The organism is Streptomyces abyssomicinicus (genome assembly GCF_008974245.1).
In the GTDB taxonomy this organism is placed as follows: Bacteria; Actinomycetota; Actinomycetes; order Streptomycetales; family Streptomycetaceae; genus Streptomyces; species Streptomyces abyssomicinicus.
Window position 1 is genome coordinate 1,463,626 of sequence record NZ_BBZI01000005.1, and the last position, 15,752, is coordinate 1,479,377.

The window sequence follows — 15,752 nt, forward strand, 5'->3', positions numbered from 1 at the left end:
GGCACGGTGACCGGGCACCCGCGGCGAGCTGAGACAATGGTCCGGTGATCGAGGCGCGGCGGCTGCACATCCTGCGGGCGGTGGCGGACCACCGGACGGTGACCGCCGCGGCGGCCGCGCTGTACCTCACCCCCTCGGCCGTGTCCCAGCAGCTCACCGCGCTGGAGCAGGAGACCGGGCACCGCCTCGTGGACCGCGGCGCGCGGGGCGTGCGGCTCACCCCGGCCGGGGAGATCCTGCTCACCCACACCAACGCCGTGCTGGAGCAGCTGGAGCGCGCCGAGGCCGAACTGGCCGCCTACGGCTCCGGGGAGGCCGGCACGGTCACCGTGGCCGCGTTCGCCACCGGCATCGGACTGGTCGTGGCGCCCGCGCTCGCAGCACTGACCCGCACCCGCCCCGGGATACGGGTGCGGGTGCGCGACGCCGAGGGCGACGCCAGTCTGCCGATGGTGCTCGACCGCCAGGTCGACGTCGCGGTCGCCGTCGAGTACCGCGGCGCCCCCGCCGCCGACGACCAGCGGCTCACCCATGTGCCGCTCTACGCCGAGCCGTTCGACGCGGTGGTGCCCACCGGCCACCGGCTGGCCGAGGCCGGCCGGGTCGCGCTGGCCGAACTGGCCAAGGACCCGTGGATCGGCCCCTACCCCGGCAACCCCTGCCACGACGTGGTGGTCCTCGCCTGCGAGAGTGCCGGCTTCCAGCCGGACTTCGATCACTCCTCCGACGACTTCCGGGCCGTCGTCGCCCTCGCCTCCGCCGGCGCCGGAGTCGCTCTGGTGCCCCGCTCGGCGCTGCGCGGCATGGACCTGCGCGGCGTGACGGTACGGCCCGTGGACGGCGTGGCGCCCACCCGCCGGGTGTTCGCCGCGGTGCGCCGAGGCTCCGAGCGGCACCCCCTGATCAGCCCCCTGCTGGGCGCGCTGGGCGAGGCCGCCCAGGCCCAGCGGGACTGACGCGCCGAGCGGCCGCCGCTGTCGGTGGCCGCCGTTACTTTGCGGGCATGCCGGACGCCCACGACGTACGCCGAATCGCCCTGTCCCTGCCGGACACCGCCGAGAAGACGGCCTGGAGCATGCCCACCTTCCGGGTGGCGGGGAAGATGTTCGCCACCCTGCCCGAGGACGAGACCTCCTGCGCGGTGCGCTGCCCCAAGGAGGACCGGGACGAACTGGTGCTCGCCGAGCCGGAGAAGTTCTGGATCGCGGGCCACGAGGCCACGTTCGCCTGGATCCGGGTCAGGCTCGACGCCCTGGACGACGAGGACGAACTGCGCGACATCCTCGCCGACTCCTGGCGCCAGGCGGCCCCCGCCCAACTGCGCGAGAGCCACCCGCGGCTGGGAGTCGCCGGCGGGGAATGAACGCGGCAGGGCCGCCGTTGCCCTGGAGCACACGGCGGCCGGGCTGTCGGTGGGAGATGGCATGCTCCTGCCGTCGTGGCGGGGTTCCGGGCAGGAGGGGGGCCTGGAACCCCGCCACGTGTGACGCACGGTCGGGCGGGAGCGGGGGAGGGCGCCGTGGCGGCGCAGGGTCTGTGGTCGCGGGACTTCGCGCTGTTCTTCGTCGCCCGGGCGGTCGCGGCCCTGGGCGACGCCATGCTTCCGGTGGCCCTCGCCGCGGGCCTGCTCCAGCACGGGTACGGCGCGGGCGCGGTGGGCCTGGCGATGGCCTCGACCGTGGGCTCCTTCGCCACGCTGGTGATCTTCGGCGGGGTGCTCGCGGACCGGTTCGACACCCGGCGGCTGATGATCGGCGCCGACCTGGTGCGGCTGGCCACGCAGGCGCTGGCCGCGGCGCTGTTCTTCACCGGGCAGGTGGTCCTCTGGCAGATCTGCGTGATCGGCGCCGTGAACGGTGTGGCCGGGGCGGTCTTCCAGCCCGGCGTCGCCGGCACGGTGCCCCGGCTGGCGGCCGACGTGCAGGGCGCCAACGGCGCGATCGGCACCGCCGAGGCGGGCGCCCAGCTGCTGGGACCCGCCCTCGCGGGACTCCTGGTCGCCTTCACCTCGCCGGGCGGCGTCTTCGCGGCACACGCCGCCACCTACGGCCTCGGCGCGCTCTGCCTGCTGTCCTTGCGGCTGCCGCCGCTGCCGCGCCGCGGTGGCCCGGCAGGGCGCGCGGTGGCCGCCTTCCTCGCCGACCTGGCGGAGGGCTGGCGCGAGTTCCGCTCCCGCGCCTGGATGTGGGGCGTCATCGTCATCTGGTGCCTGATGATGGTCGCCGCCTGGGGCCCCACCGTTCCGCTGGTCGCCGCCGAGGTGATCGGCGAGCACGGCGCCGGCACCTACGGCCTGGTGAACTCCGCCTTCGGCGCCGGCACCGTGATCGGCGGCCTGGTGGCCTTCCGGCTCCGCCCGCGGCGGATGCTGCGCGCCGGAGGCGTCGCCATAGCCGCCTTCGCCTGCTTCCCCGCCGCCGTGGGGGCCGGGCTGGACGTGCCCGGCATGGCGGCGGGGGCCGTGATCGGGGGAGCGGGGCGGGCCTTCTGGGCGGTGATGTGGGCGACCAGCGTGCAGACCCAGGTCCCCGTCGGCGTGCTCAACCGCATCCACGCGTACGAGGTCGCCGGATCGCTGGCCATGGTCCCGGTGGGCCAGAGCCTGGCCGGACCCGCGGCGGACGCCTTCGGCGCGGACCACGTGCTGCTGGCGGCGGGCGCGGCCACCCTGGCCGTCTCCGCCGCCCTGCTCTCGGTGCCCGCCATCCGCAATCTGCCCCGCGCCGACGGCCCCGCCCTGCGCGGCGGCACGGCCCTGCAGGCTCCGGACGGCCGGGCCCACCGGAAAGGCCCGGAGCGGTAGCCCCCCGTCCGGCGGGAGCGGCAGCACCCCCGCCCCGCGGCGGACGCGACGCAAACCCGCGCGCGACCACCGTCCGGAGTACGGTATGGTTGCCATGCACGTTCGGCCGGGGGAAACCCCAGGTCAGACGGCAAACGGGACGTGGCGCAGCTTGGTAGCGCACTTGACTGGGGGTCAAGGGGTCGCAGGTTCAAATCCTGTCGTCCCGACTCGCGAGAGTCGTGGTTCAGGGCCGGTGGCGGAGGTTTCCGCCACCGGCCCTGAACGTTTCGACGTCCGTCCGTCTGTCCGTGCGCGCGCCGTCCGGCAGCGTGCCGGAAGGCCGTGAGGGTCAGGAGTCCTCGGGTTTCCCGGCCTGCTCCGCCGCCTCGTCGTCGTTGCGCTCTTCCTCGTGTCCTTCGGATCCGGCCATGTCCGCTCCCATCCTCGTCCCGCCCGCCCGGTGCGCGGACCGGGCGGGCCCGGCGCAGCACGCGGGTACCCGACGGTCCGCCGGAAAACGGGCGGGCGCGACGGCGGAGGGCCGCCTCCTTCGGCCTCCCTCCTGGGGCGAGGTCAGCTCACGCAGCCGACGTGGGCCAGCGCCTGCTTCAGCAGGACGCCGTGGCCTCCCGGCATCTCGTTCTGCACCAGCGGCGAGGCGGCCTCGTGCGGACTGAACCAGACCAGGTCCAGCGCGTCCTGCCGGGGTCTGCAGTCACCGGCCACGGGGACGATGTACGCGAGCGAGACCGCGTGCTGCCGGGGATCGTGGAACGGCGTGACGCCCTGGGTGGGGAAGTACTCGGCGACGGTGAACGGCTGCAGCGAGGCGGGCACCCGGGGCAGCGCCACCGGGCCGAGGTCCTTCTCCAGGTGGCGCAGCAGCGCGTCCCGGACCCTCTCGTGATGAAGGACGCGGCCGGATACGAGGGAGCGGGTCACCGCACCGTCGGGGCCGATCCGTAGCAGCAGGCCGACGCTGATGACCTCACCGCTGTCGTCGACGCGTACCGGCACCGCCTCGACGTACAGGATGGGCATCCGGGCGCGGGCGAGTTCGAGTTCGTCGGTGGTCAGCCAACCGGGCGTGGTTTCGGTCATGTCAGACACGCTGGCGATCATACTTTCCTTGGTCCGCCCTGGGGCATGGCTCTGCCGAGGACCCCCGCACGAGGGACGGAAGTTCCGCGCGGGTCTCCTCCGGCCGGCCCCACCGGAGGGCGATGTGGGAACAAAATTGTTGACAATACTGTCGGGCGAGGCTTACGTTCGACAGGCACTCAGGGAGGGCGAATGGATCCGAGCGCTCGGCCGGGCACCGGGGAGCAGGCCAAGCAGCATGCGCTGAAGCTGCTGAGGGACGCGATCCTGCGGGGTGACATGGCGCCGGCCCAGCGGCTGGTGGAGAACGAGCTCGCCGAGCAGTTCGGTGTCACCCGGGCCAGCATCCGGGCGGCCCTCATCGATCTGGCGGCCGAAGGGCTGGTCGAACGGATCCGCAACCGTGGCTCGCGGGTGCGGGTGGTGAGCGTCGACGAGGCGGTCGCCATCACCGAGTGCCGCATGGTCCTGGAAGGGCTGTGCGCGGCCAAGGCCGCCGTCGAGGCGACCGACGAGCAGCTCGACCGGCTCCGCCGGCTGGGCGGGGAGATGTCCAAGGCGGTCGCCGAGGGCGAGTCGATGACCTACTCGCAGCTCAACCGCGAACTGCACTCCCTGCTCAGGGAGTACTCCGGCCAGAGCGTCGCGGACGAGCTGCTGGAGCGTCTCAACGCCCAACTGGTGCGACACCGCTTCCAGTTGGCGCTGCGGCCGGGAAGGCCGCAGAAGTCCCTGCCCGAGCACCTGGCCATCATCGACGCGGTGACGGCCAGGGACCCGAACGCGGCCGACCAGGCCGTCCGTGCCCATCTCACGAGTGTGATCACCGCGCTGCGGGAGTGATCCGCACCCGGCGGGAGGGGCTCCTGGAACCTGTCCAAGGAGGCTGGACGATGACCCGCCGGTACGACGAGGTCCGCTGCATGCTGATGCGCGGCGGCACCTCCAAGGGCGCCTATTTCCTCGCGGAGGACCTTCCCGCCGACCCCGTCGAACGGGACGGACTGCTGCTGCGCGTCATGGGCAGCCCCGACGCCCGGCAGATCGACGGGCTCGGCGGCGCCCACCCGCTGACCAGCAAGGTCGCCGTGGTCTCCCGGTCCGATGACCCGGCGGCGGACGTCGACTACCTGTTCCTCCAGGTGGCGGTGGACGCCGCGGAGGTCTCCGACCGCCAGAACTGCGGCAACCTGCTGGCCGGCGTCGGCCCCTTCGCCGTCGAGCGCGGCCTGGTCCCGGCGGGGGAGCGGGAGACCGCCGTGCGGATCCGCATGGTCAACAGCGGCGACCGCGCCGTCGCCGTGGTGCCGACCCCCGGCGGCCAGGTCGAGTACGCAGGGAGCGCCGAGATATCGGGCGTGCCGGGCTCCGCCGCACCCGTCGTCATCGACTTCCCGCCCGGGGCCGGCCCCCTGCTGCCCACCGGCAACGTCCGGGACGTCGTCGCCGGCATCGCGGTCACCTGCGTGGACAACGGCATGCCGACGGTGCTGATGGCCGCCGCGGACCTCGGGGTCACCGGCGACGAGAGCCCCGCCGAACTGGAGGCCGACGCGGAACTCGCCGCCCGCCTGCGGGAGATCCGGCAGGCCGCCGGACACCTGATGGGGCTGGGCGACGTCGCGCACACCACGGTGCCCAAGCTGACCCTGCTGGCACCGCCCCGCTCGGACGACGGCGCGGTGACCACCCGCACCTTCATACCGGTCCGCTGCCACACCTCCATCGGCGTCCTCGGCGCGGCCGGCGTCGCCGCCGGCATCCGGCTGGCCGGTTCGGTGGGCGAGGGCATCGCCCGACTTCCCGCCGAGGGGGACCGGATCCGTATCGAGCACCCCACCGGCTTCTTCGACCTCGAGGCCGCCGTCGACCCGGGCGCCGACGGCTCCCCGCCGGCCGCCCGCCGCACCGCGGTGGTCCGCACCGCCCGCAAGATCTTCGACGGCACGGTCTTCCCCCGTCCCGCCGGAACCGCCCCGACATCCGCACGTCACGCGTAAGGAGACGCCCATGACTCCGCCGCTGGGAGACATCGCCCACATCGGGCACGTCGAACTGCTCACCCCCGACGTCGACAACAGCGTCCGGTTCTTCACCGAGATCCTCGGCCTCACCGAGAACGGCCGCTCCGGTGACTCCGTCTACCTGCGCACCTTCGACGACTACGAACACCACAGCCTGGTGCTGACCGCCTCCGAGAAGCCCGGCGTCAGGCGTACCTCGCTGCGCGCCTCCAGCCAGGAGGCGCTCCTTCGCCGCGTCGCCGCGACCCAGGAGGCCGGCCTCGACGGCCGGTGGGCCGAGGACGAGCCCGGCATCGGCCCGATGTACCTCACCACCGACAGGGACGGCCACGAACTGGCCCTCTACTACGAGACCGAGTGGTACCAGGCGCCCCCGGAGCTGAGGCCGGGCCTCAAGAACCAGCCGCAGGCCAAGCCCCGGCAGGGCGTCGGCGTGCGGCGGCTGGACCACGTCAACTTCCTCGCCGAGGACGTCGCCGCCAACGCCGATTACGTCCAGCACGTGCTCGGCGCCCGGCCGACCGAGCAGATCCAGCTGAACGACGGCAGCGTCGGCGCCAAGTGGCTGACCTTCAACAACAAGTCCTACGACCTCGTCTACACCTCGGACTGGACGGGCTCCAACGGGCGGCTGCACCACATCGCCTTCGCGACCGACACCCGCGAGGACATCCTCCGGGCGGCCGACCTCTGCCTCGACAACGACGTGTTCATCGAGACCGGCCCGCACAAGCACGCCATCCAGCAGACGTTCTTCCTCTACGTCTACGAGCCCGGCGGCAACCGGATCGAACTGTGCAACCCGCTCACCCGGCTGGTCCTCGCGCCCGACTGGCCGCTCGTCACCTGGACCGAGGCGGAGCGCGCCAAGGGGCAGGCGTGGGGCCTGAAGACCATCGCGTCCTTCCACACCCACGGCACTCCGCCGGTGGAGTGACCCACGTTACAGACCGACCGGTCGGTGTCTATAAGAATCGCCGCATCGGAGAACGGCAGGGGGTGCGCCGCTGGTCCACAGACCGCCCTTGAAGAGGCTGGCCAGCGCCGCCACCCTGCTGTACTGGCTGGCGTCCTTCGGCGGCCTGGTCCTGCTCTACGGCGTCAGCAACTGGCTGCCCAGCATGATGCGCAGCGCCGGGTACGACCTCGGTCCCGCGCTCGCCTTCATGGTCGTCATCAACGTCGGCGGCATCGTCGGCCACCTGGCGGCCGGCAAGCTGGCCGACCGGTTCAGCGCCCCCCGCATCGTCACCCTCTGGTTCCTGATCACCGCGGTCACCGTCTTCCTGCTCGGCGTCCACATGCCGCTGCCGCTGACCTACCTGGTCGTCTTCCTGGCCGGCGCGTTCCTCTTCAGCGCCCAGTCGATGCTGTACGCCGCGGTCGCGGCCGGGTCCGACGACCGCAACCGGGCCACCGCCATGGGCTGGACCACGGGCATGGGCCGCTTCGGCGCGGTGCTCGGCCCCTGGATCGGCGGCCAGCTCGCCGCGGCCCACAACGAGACCCTGGGCTTCACGGTCTTCGCCGCGGCCGGCTTCGCCTCCATGGTCTTCATGCTGCTCAGCCAGGCCCCCGGCCTGCGTGCCCCGCGCAGGACCGCGGCGGGCGAGGAGGCGGCCCAGGAGCCGGTCTCCGCCTGACCGGCACGGTCCGGCGGCCCGCGTCCACCCCACCCGCGCCCGGATCCCCCGTCAGCGAGGGGACCGGGCACGGGCCTTGCCGCCGCACCGCCAACGGCGCCGGCCGCGACTGGCCGGAAAAAACCGGTTGTCCGCCCGGCTTCCCTGGGAGAGTCTGTGCCTGTCGCCGCCGGCACGGTGCCTCGTGCCGGCGCGACCCTCTCCTTCCGCCGTGCCCGCCCGCCCTCGCTGTGGCCGCCACGGTTTTCGGATGATCCTTCCCGCCCGCCCCGTCACCGGGCAGGATCTTCCTCGGCCCCCGATGACGCCCCCACCGGGTCGTCCCCCACCGGGCCCCGCAGAAAGGAGAGCCGATGCCCGAGGAAACGATCGGCGTCGTCGGCGCCGGCATCGTCGGCCTCGCCACCGCCCGTGAGATCGCCGTGCGCCGCCCCGGGACCCGTGTCGTGGTGCTGGAGAAGGAGCGCGAGGTCGCCGTCCACCAGACCGGCCACAACTCCGGAGTGGTGCACGCCGGGATCTACTACCGCCCCGGCAGCCTCAAGGCCACCCTCTGCACCCGCGGCGTGGCCCTGCTCCGCGAGTACTGCCGCGACCGCGGCCTGCCGTACGAGGAGTGCGGCAAGCTGGTCGTCGCCGTCACCCCCGACGAGATCCCGCGCCTGGAGGCGCTGCACGCCAACGCCCTGGAGAACCGGGTGCCCGGGGTACGGCGGATCGCCCGGGAGGAGATCCGCGAGATCGAGCCGCACGCGGCCGGACTCGCCGCCGTCCACTCCCCGCACACCGCCATCACCGACTACACCGCGATCGCCCGGTCCTTCGCACGGGACGTCGAGGCGGCCGGTGGCGAGATCCGCCTCGGCTTCCCCGTCGGACGGATCCGCAAGGCGGCCGACGGAAGCGTGGAGGTGATCTCCGGCGACGGGAAGTCGCTGGTCCACGCCGACCGGCTGGTCCTGTGCGCCGGGCTCCAGAGCGACCGGGTGGCACGGCTCGCCGGAGACGGGGCCGACCCGCGGATCGTGCCCTTCCGGGGCGAGTACATGACGATCCGGCCGGAGAAGGCCGGCCTGGTGCGCGGGCTGGTGTACCCGGTGCCCGACCCCCGATACCCGTTCCTCGGCGTGCACTTCACCCGCCGGGTCGACGGCAGCGTGGAGGTCGGCCCCAACGCCGTCCTCGCCTTCGCCCGCGAGGGCTACCGGCTCACCGACGTCGACCCGCGCGAACTCGCCCGTGTCGCCGCCTTCCCCGGCATCTGGCGCCTGGCCCGGCGGCACTGGCGCACCGGCGCCAGGGAGATGCGCGGATCGCTGTCCGTCGCCGCCTACATGAAGGCCGCCGAGGCGTACGTCCCCGCCGTCGGGGCGCGTGACGTGGTGCGGGCCGGAGCGGGCGTGCGCGCCCAGGCGCTGGGCCGCGACGGCTCCCTGGTCGACGACTTCGTCGTCCACCACCTCGGACCCGTCACCGCCGTGCGCAACGCCCCCTCGCCCGCCGCGACGTCGTCCATGGCCATCGCCGAGCACATCGCCGGGGCCGTCCTGGAGCGCAGCCCGTCCGCATGAGGGAGGGCGCCCGCCCCGCCCGGCCGGGGCGGGCACGTGCCCCGGCCGGCCGAGTAGCGCGGCCGCGTGGCCGGTCCGGCGGGGCGGGCGGGTGGCCCCCCGTCAGGCGGACGGGGCCACGGCCGCCCGCACGTCGCCGAGCACCGTCCACGCCGCGATGGGGCCGGCCGGGCCCTCCCAGGCCGAGCCGTCGACCACCGCCACCCGGTGCTCCTCGTCCGCCTCCGACAGCGGAGCGAGCCCCGGCCGCGTCCGAGCCGCTGCGTAGGTCTTCACCGCCTCCCCCCGGCCGGCGCCGCGCACCCCGAAGAACACCCAGTCGCCGGCCGCCCCGCTGCCCGGCGCCCGGTGCAGGCCCAACGACTCCAGCGTGGTGCGGACGTGGTCCCCGTCGGCCGTCCGCGCGAGCCGGCCGTCCGCCCAGCGGACCACGCCCACCGACCGCCCGGTCCCGGCGAGTTCCGGCTCCACCACCCGCGCGGTCTCGGCCAGTTCCGTGCCGTAGCGGCTCAGCACCTGCTGGGCCGCCGACGCCATGTTCAGGGCCTCCGCCGTCGCCGTGAAGGCGTTCTTCCAGCCGTACCCGCTGGTCGAGGTCACCACCGTGGGCGCCACGGCGTGCAGCGCGGCCAGGTCGTCGACCGCGCGCGTCGACTCGTCCACCAGGATCAGGTCCGGCTCCAGCGCCGCGAGCCGCTCGATCCGCACCCGCCCCTCCTCGGCCACCACACGGGCCGGCACCGCCCGGTCGGCCAGGTACGGCGGCGTCCGGTCGCCGTCCGCGGAGAAGACCGCCGTCCCGTACGGCTCCACACCGAGGGCGAGCGCGGCGTCCAGGGTCGAGCGGCTGAGCGTCACCACGCGCCGCGGGCTGAGCGGCACCTCCACCGACCGCCCGCGCGCGTCCACGATCCGGCGCGTGCCCACCGGCCCCGTCACCTCGCTGTCCTCCGCGCCGTCCGCGGGTCCGAGGTCCTCACCCGTACAGCCCGTGAGCAGCAACGCTCCCGAGACCGAGACGGCCACGGACAGGAGAACGGCCCGGCGCACGGCGGCCCCAGGGACCGACCGGTGACGGATGGACGGCATCGGCATGCAGGTGCTCCTCGCGAGGGATGTGACCGGAACGCTACCGGGAGCCGGGCGTCCGTTTCGAGACGGGGCGCCCCGACGGCCGCCCCGCCGCACGGCTCCGAGGGGGAGCGGAGCGGCGAAGTTCCCCCACACGTACCATCGGTCCCCGCATGGACACGATGACTCTCTGGAACATCACCCCCTGGGGCTTCGCCGCGCTGGCCGCCGCGACCCTGCTCGTCGGCTTCTCCAAGACCGCGGTCAGCGGCGCCAACACGGTCAGCCTCGCCATCTTCGCGGCGGTGCTCCCGGCCCGGGAATCGGTCGGCGTCCTGCTGCCGGTGCTGATCGCGGGAGACGTGCTCGCGGTGCTCACCTACCGGCGGCACGCCCACTGGCCCACCCTCTGGAGGCTCTTCCCCGCGGTCGGGGTGGGAGTCGTCCTCGGCACCTTCTTCCTGATGTGGGCCGACGACGGGGCGGTGCGGATCTCCATCGGCGTCACCCTGCTGCTGATGACCGGCATCACCCTCCACAGGACCCGCGCCGCGAACCGCCCCGAGGAGCCGGACGCGGTCGCCACCCGCGCCGGACGGGTCAAGGCCCGCTCCTACGGGGTGCTGGGCGGCTTCACCACCATGGTCGCCAACGCGGGCGGACCGGTGATGGCGATGTATCTCCTCTCCGCGGGCTTCCGGAAGTTCGGTTTCCTGGGCACCTCGGCGTTCTTCTTCCTCATCGTCAACGTCGCCAAGGTGCCGTTCAGCGTGGGGCTGGGCCTGATCGACGCCCGTGCGCTGCTCCTGGACGCCGCCCTGGTGCTGTTCGTCGTCCCCGGCGCCCTGCTGGGCAGGTGGGCGATCGACCGGATCAACCAGCGGCTCTTCGACCGGCTGGTGATCGCGGCGACGGTGCTGGGAGCGCTGCAACTGCTGCTGCGGTGACGCTCCTGGACCGCCCCGCATATTCGGTGGACGCCGCGCGCTCCACGCGGGAGGCTGCCGGGCGATGACGACACGAACCGACACCCCCACGGCCTGGGACGAGCGCACCCAGCTGACCACCTTCCTCGACTACGCCCGGGCCACCGCCCGCGCCAAGTGCGAGGGACTGACCGAGGACGACGCGGGCAAGGCCCCCCTGCCCGGATCGCCGCTGATGACGGTGAAGGGACTGATCTCCCACCTCCGGTGGGTCGAGCACTGGTGGCTCGACGTGGTGTTCCTCGACCATGAGCTGGAAGGGCCGCTGGCCGACGCCACCGACGAGGACCCGGACCCGGAGATGCGGCTCGCGGTGGACATCCCGCTGGCGCGGCTGCTCGCGGAGTACGAGGAGCAGAACGTGCGGCACCGCGAACTGGTCGCCGCGCACGGCCTGGACACCCGGGCGGCCCGGCCGCTGGGGAACGGCGACCACGCCGACCTGCGGTGGATCCTGCTCCACCTGATCGAGGAGACCTCGCGGCACAACGGCCACCTGGACGTGGTGCGGGAACTGCTCGACGGCACCACCGGCGTCTGACGGCCGGGGCGGCCCGGCGGGCCCGGGCCGCCCGGCGAGGTGCGGCGGCCGGGCCGACCGGGCCGCCCCTCAGGCGCCGCGCAGCCGTGGGGCCGAGGCCCGGGGGTCCAGCGGTTCCCCGGCCCCGTCGACCTCGGCCGCCAGCGCCCGTGCCCAGGCCACCACCGACGCCAGGTCCATGCCGTGGGCCCCGTGCCGCCCCGCCGCGCCGCACCAGGCCTCGACGTGCCCGGCACCGCGCCGCAGCAGCCGGGCCCCGCCGGTGAGGTTGCCGCGGGCCGCGTGGGTGAGGCCCACGGCCGTCTGGGCCAGGCCCCTCCACAGGTCGCGCTCGTCCTCGGGGCCCGACTTCCAGGCGTCCTCGAACACCTCGTGCGCGTGGAACGGGCGCCCCGCGTCCAGCAACGCCTGCGCCTGCGCCACCGTCTCCACGGGCGAGCGCACCACACCCTCGGGCTGGCGCTCCACCCCTGGCGCCCCGTACGGCAGCGGCCGCCCCAGGCCGTCCCGCGGCCGGGCGTTGCGCGCCCGCCCCTCGCCGTCCCGGTCCCGCCCGCCGCTCGGTCCCGCCCCGGCCACGCCGTCGCCGGCCGCACTGTCCTCGGATGCGCTCATCGGACCATTGTCCCGCCGTAGCCGGGGACCCTTCCGATCAGGCCTCCGACGTGCGGTAAAGTACTCCTCACGTGATCACGCGGCCCGGCCGCGGGGGAGCGTATCGGGACGTGGCGCAGCTTGGTAGCGCACTTGACTGGGGGTCAAGGGGTCGCAGGTTCAAATCCTGTCGTCCCGACTGAGGAAGTCGCAGCGGAAGGCCGCTCCGGAGAGATCCGGGGCGGCCTTCCGTCGTGTCCGGCGTCCCCCGTCCCGGGCCCCGGGGCGCCCACCGGCCGTGTGGCCGGCGGGCGGTTTCACGTTCTGATCGCCGGCCTGCCGCGAGCGCACCCGTGCTTTCGAAAGGCGAACACGAGGGGTTGACAGTGTCCATACACCGTGCGAACTATGGGAGCGCTCCCACAGGTATCGGATCCACCTCTTCACCTTCCCGTTCCCCCGCGAGCCGAGAGGCCGACCGGAAAGGATTCCGCCCCATGCTCCTCGCCAGGAGACCCCGACCCCGCCTGCGCGGCCCAGCCGTCGCGCTGGCCGCCTTATTGGCGTTACCCCTGACCATGACCAACCTGTCCGAGCCCGCCCACGCGGCCGCGGTGCAGTGCAGCGTCGACTACAAGACCAACGACTGGGGCTCCGGCTTCACCGCCGAGCTCACCCTGACCAACCGGGGCACCGAAGCCCTCGACGGCTGGAAGCTGACCTACGACTACGCCGGCAACCAGAAGCTGAGCAACGGCTGGAACGGCGTCTGGTCGCAGTCCGGCAAGACCGTCACCGTCACCAACACCAGCTGGAACAAGACGCTGGCGGCCGGCGCGGCCACCTCGGCCGGCGCCCAGTTCAGCTACAGCGGGACGAACGCGGCCCCCACCTCGTTCGCCGTCAACGGCACCGCCTGCACGGGCGCCCACCAGCCCCCGGTCGCCGTCCTGACCAGCCCGGCGCCCGGCGCGACGTACTCGGTGGGCACCGAGGTCCCGCTGGCCGCCACCGCGGCCGCCGCCGACAGTGCGACCATCAGCAAGGTCGAGTTCTACAGCGACACCGCTCTGCTCGGCACCGACACCACCTCGCCGTTCGAGCTGAAGACCTCCACCCTCGCGGCCGGCGACCACTCGCTCTACGCCCGCGCCTACGACTCGCTGGGCGCCACCGGTGAGTCCTCGCCGGTCGGCATCAAGATCGTCTCGGGCCCCTCCGTCACCGCCAGCCCGACCCAGCTGGGCGTCCGCCAGGGTACGAGCGCCACCTACGAGGTCAGCCTCTCCAAGCAGCCCTCGGCGAACGTCACGGTCACCACCGCCCGGGAGTCCGGCAACACGGGCCTCACGGTCAGCGGCGGGGCCAGCCTCACCTTCACCCCGCAGAACTGGAACGTCGCCCAGAAGGTGACCATCGCCGCGGCCGCCTCCGGCACCGGCTCCGCCGTCTTCGCGTCGTCCGCCAACGGACACACCGCGGCGAAGGTGACGGCCACCCAGCTCTCGGCCGGCGGCACCTACGACGCCAAGTTCCTCGAGCTGTACGGCAAGATCACCGACCCGGCCAACGGCTACTTCTCGCCCGAGGGCATCCCCTACCACTCGGTGGAGACGCTCATCGTCGAGGCGCCGGACCACGGTCACGAGACCACGTCGGAGGCCTACAGCTACCTGATCTGGCTCCAGGCCCAGTACGGCAGGGTCACCGGCGACTGGACCCGCTTCAACAAGGCGTGGGAGACCATGGAGAAATTCATGATCCCCACCAAGGCGGACCAGCCCACCAACTCGTACTACAAGCCCGGTGAGCCGGCCACCTACGCGCCCGAGCACGACCTGCCCTCGCAGTACCCGGCGAAGCTGGACTCGGCCGCCAAGTCCGGCGCCGACCCCATCGCGGCCGAGCTGAAGAGCGCGTACGGCACGGACGACGTCTACGCGATGCACTGGATCCAGGACGTCGACAACACCTACGGCTACGGCAACGAGCCCGGCAAGTGCAACGCCGGACCCACCGCCACCGGTCCGTCCTACATCAACACCTTCCAGCGCGGTCCGCAGGAGTCGGTCTGGGAGACCGTCACCCACCCGACCTGCGACAACTTCGCCTACGGTGGCAAGAACGGCTACCTCGACCTGTTCACCGGCGACTCCTCGTACGCCAAGCAGTGGAAGTTCACCAACGCCCCCGACGCGGACGCCCGCGCCGTGCAGGCGGCCTACTGGGCCGACGTCTGGGCCAAGGAGCAGGGCAAGGGCTCCGAGGTCTCCTCGACCGTCGGCAAGGCCGCCAAGATGGGTGACTACCTGCGCTACGCCCTCTTCGACAAGTACTTCAAGAAGGTCGGCGACTGCGTCGGGCCGACCACCTGCCCCGCGGGCAGCGGCAAGAACAGCGCCCACTACCTGCTCAGCTGGTACTTCGCCTGGGGCGGCGCCACCGACACCTCGGCGGGCTGGGCCTGGCGCATCGGCTCCAGCCACGCGCACGGCGGCTACCAGAACCCGATGGCGGCCTGGGCGCTCAGCAACTACGCCCCGCTCGCCCCGAAGTCCTCGACCGGCAAGTCCGACTGGTCCACCAGCCTGAAGCGCCAGATCGAGTTCTACACCTGGCTGCAGTCCAGCGAGGGAGCCATCGCGGGCGGCGCGACCAACAGCTGGCAGGGCCGCTACGCCCAGCCGCCGTCCGGTACGCCGACCTTCTACGGCATGTACTACGACGAGAAGCCGGTCTACCACGACCCGCCGTCCAACCAGTGGTTCGGTTTCCAGGCGTGGTCCATGGAGCGCGTCGCGGAGTACTACTACCAGACCGGTGACGCCAAGGCCGGTGCCGTGGTGAAGAAGTGGGTCGACTGGGCGGTCGGCAAGACCACGATCAACCCGGACGGCACCTTCCAGTTCCCCTCCACCCTCCAGTGGACGGGCGCCCCGGACACCTGGAACGCCACGTCGCCCGGCGCCAACAACAACCTCCACGTCACGGTGGCCGACTACACCAACGACGTGGGCGTGGCCGGCTCGTACGCCAAGGTCCTCACCTACTACGCCGCGAAGTCCGGTGACGCCAAGGCCAAGACGACCGCCAAGGCGCTGCTCGACGGCATGTGGGACCACCACCAGGACGGCCTGGGCGTCTCCGTCCCGGAGACCCGCGCCGACTACAACCGGTTCGACGACCCGGTCTACGTGCCCTCCGGCTGGACCGGCAAGATGCCCAACGGGGACACCGTCGACTCCTCGTCGACCTTCATCTCCATGCGCAGCTTCTACAAGAACGACCCGGCCTGGTCCAAGATCGAGGCCTACCTGAAGGGCGGCTCCGCGCCGGTCTTCACCTACCACCGGTTCTGGGCGCAGGCGGACATCGCCACCGCGCTCGGCGCCTACGGCGAACTGCTCGAGTGACACGCCGTAGCCGGTGAAGGGCT

The 15,752-nt window shown here is 73.0% G+C and carries 14 protein-coding genes and 2 tRNA genes; 13 read left to right on the forward strand and 3 right to left on the reverse strand.

The window, feature by feature from the left end:
• Positions 1–44 precede the first annotated feature (44 nt).
• From GBN72_RS06110 to GBN72_RS06125, 4 genes are all read left to right on the forward strand, one after another.
• Entirely contained in the window at positions 45–956 is a 912-nt protein-coding gene (locus tag GBN72_RS06110) for a LysR family transcriptional regulator (RefSeq protein WP_151770542.1), read from the forward strand.
• A 47-nt stretch (positions 957–1,003) separates the two neighbouring features.
• Complete coding sequence (locus GBN72_RS06115) at positions 1,004–1,363, forward strand: MmcQ/YjbR family DNA-binding protein (RefSeq protein ID WP_151770543.1); 360 nt, start codon at positions 1,004–1,006, stop codon at positions 1,361–1,363.
• A 120-nt stretch (positions 1,364–1,483) separates the two neighbouring features.
• On the forward strand, positions 1,484–2,803 hold the full coding sequence (locus GBN72_RS06120; protein WP_151770544.1) for an MFS transporter: 1,320 nt from the start codon (positions 1,484–1,486) through the stop codon (positions 2,801–2,803).
• A 135-nt stretch (positions 2,804–2,938) separates the two neighbouring features.
• A tRNA-Pro gene (locus GBN72_RS06125) sits at positions 2,939–3,012 on the forward strand.
• A gap of 346 nt (positions 3,013–3,358) precedes the next feature.
• Here GBN72_RS06125 and GBN72_RS06130 read toward each other — a convergent pair.
• Positions 3,359–3,886 (reverse strand): NUDIX hydrolase family protein, encoded by a 528-nt coding sequence (locus GBN72_RS06130; RefSeq protein WP_151770984.1) that lies wholly within the window; start codon positions 3,884–3,886, stop codon positions 3,359–3,361.
• Positions 3,887–4,078: 192 nt separating this feature from the next.
• On the opposite strand from GBN72_RS06130, the gene GBN72_RS06135 reads away from it, so the two are divergent.
• The 5 genes from GBN72_RS06135 to lhgD all read left to right on the forward strand — a co-directional run bounded on the left by GBN72_RS06135 (position 4,079) and on the right by lhgD (position 9,124).
• On the forward strand, positions 4,079–4,729 hold the full coding sequence (locus GBN72_RS06135; RefSeq protein WP_151770545.1) for a GntR family transcriptional regulator: 651 nt from the start codon (positions 4,079–4,081) through the stop codon (positions 4,727–4,729).
• Between the two features lie 50 nt (positions 4,730–4,779).
• Positions 4,780–5,886, forward strand: coding sequence for a 4-oxalomesaconate tautomerase (locus GBN72_RS06140; protein ID WP_151770546.1), 1,107 nt, complete (start codon positions 4,780–4,782; stop codon positions 5,884–5,886).
• 10 nt (positions 5,887–5,896) lie between these two features.
• Positions 5,897–6,847: a catechol 2,3-dioxygenase gene (locus GBN72_RS06145; RefSeq protein WP_151770547.1), complete on the forward strand. Its 951-nt coding sequence runs from the start codon at positions 5,897–5,899 to the stop codon at positions 6,845–6,847.
• 88 nt (positions 6,848–6,935) lie between these two features.
• Complete coding sequence (locus GBN72_RS06150) at positions 6,936–7,553, forward strand: MFS transporter (RefSeq protein ID WP_369695875.1); 618 nt, start codon at positions 6,936–6,938, stop codon at positions 7,551–7,553.
• Between the two features lie 353 nt (positions 7,554–7,906).
• On the forward strand, positions 7,907–9,124 hold the full coding sequence (gene lhgD / locus GBN72_RS06155; RefSeq protein WP_151770548.1) for an L-2-hydroxyglutarate dehydrogenase: 1,218 nt from the start codon (positions 7,907–7,909) through the stop codon (positions 9,122–9,124).
• A gap of 102 nt (positions 9,125–9,226) precedes the next feature.
• Here lhgD and GBN72_RS06160 read toward each other — a convergent pair whose 3' ends face one another.
• The gene (locus tag GBN72_RS06160) at positions 9,227–10,219 is read right to left on the reverse strand and encodes an ABC transporter substrate-binding protein (RefSeq protein ID WP_151770549.1); all 993 of its coding nucleotides are present in this window, start codon (positions 10,217–10,219) and stop codon (positions 9,227–9,229) included.
• 149 nt (positions 10,220–10,368) lie between these two features.
• Between GBN72_RS06160 and GBN72_RS06165 the strand changes: the two genes are divergently transcribed.
• Positions 10,369–11,142 carry a sulfite exporter TauE/SafE family protein gene (locus GBN72_RS06165; protein WP_151770550.1) on the forward strand — a complete coding sequence of 258 codons (774 nt, stop codon included), beginning with the start codon at positions 10,369–10,371 and terminating at the stop codon, positions 11,140–11,142.
• Between the two features lie 64 nt (positions 11,143–11,206).
• Positions 11,207–11,722: a DinB family protein gene (locus GBN72_RS06170; RefSeq protein WP_151770551.1), complete on the forward strand. Its 516-nt coding sequence runs from the start codon at positions 11,207–11,209 to the stop codon at positions 11,720–11,722.
• Positions 11,723–11,791: 69 nt separating this feature from the next.
• Here the strand turns inward: GBN72_RS06170 and GBN72_RS06175 are convergent, their stop codons facing one another.
• Complete coding sequence (locus GBN72_RS06175; protein ID WP_151770552.1) at positions 11,792–12,337, reverse strand: DUF309 domain-containing protein; 546 nt, start codon at positions 12,335–12,337, stop codon at positions 11,792–11,794.
• Positions 12,338–12,441: 104 nt separating this feature from the next.
• Here GBN72_RS06175 and GBN72_RS06180 point away from each other — a divergent pair.
• Together GBN72_RS06180 and GBN72_RS06185 are read left to right on the forward strand one after the other, a co-directional pair.
• Positions 12,442–12,515: transfer RNA gene (locus tag GBN72_RS06180), tRNA-Pro, on the forward strand.
• 298 nt (positions 12,516–12,813) lie between these two features.
• Positions 12,814–15,729: a glycoside hydrolase family 48 protein gene (locus GBN72_RS06185; protein ID WP_151770553.1), complete on the forward strand. Its 2,916-nt coding sequence runs from the start codon at positions 12,814–12,816 to the stop codon at positions 15,727–15,729.
• The last annotated feature ends 23 nt before the right edge of the window (positions 15,730–15,752 follow it).

Coding starts and splice junctions, on each gene's coding strand:
- GBN72_RS06115 (WP_151770543.1), top strand. CDS start 1,004: ATGCCGGACGCCCACGACGTACGCCGAATCGCCCTGTCCCTGCCGGAC.
- GBN72_RS06130 (WP_151770984.1), bottom strand. CDS start 3,886: ATGACCGAAACCACGCCCGGTTGGCTGACCACCGACGAACTCGAACTC.
- GBN72_RS06135 (WP_151770545.1), top strand. CDS start 4,079: ATGGATCCGAGCGCTCGGCCGGGCACCGGGGAGCAGGCCAAGCAGCAT.
- GBN72_RS06140 (WP_151770546.1), top strand. CDS start 4,780: ATGACCCGCCGGTACGACGAGGTCCGCTGCATGCTGATGCGCGGCGGC.
- GBN72_RS06145 (WP_151770547.1), top strand. CDS start 5,897: ATGACTCCGCCGCTGGGAGACATCGCCCACATCGGGCACGTCGAACTG.
- lhgD (WP_151770548.1), top strand. CDS start 7,907: ATGCCCGAGGAAACGATCGGCGTCGTCGGCGCCGGCATCGTCGGCCTC.
- GBN72_RS06160 (WP_151770549.1), bottom strand. CDS start 10,219: ATGCCGATGCCGTCCATCCGTCACCGGTCGGTCCCTGGGGCCGCCGTG.
- GBN72_RS06165 (WP_151770550.1), top strand. CDS start 10,369: ATGGACACGATGACTCTCTGGAACATCACCCCCTGGGGCTTCGCCGCG.
- GBN72_RS06170 (WP_151770551.1), top strand. CDS start 11,207: ATGACGACACGAACCGACACCCCCACGGCCTGGGACGAGCGCACCCAG.
- GBN72_RS06175 (WP_151770552.1), bottom strand. CDS start 12,337: ATGAGCGCATCCGAGGACAGTGCGGCCGGCGACGGCGTGGCCGGGGCG.
- GBN72_RS06185 (WP_151770553.1), top strand. CDS start 12,814: ATGCTCCTCGCCAGGAGACCCCGACCCCGCCTGCGCGGCCCAGCCGTC.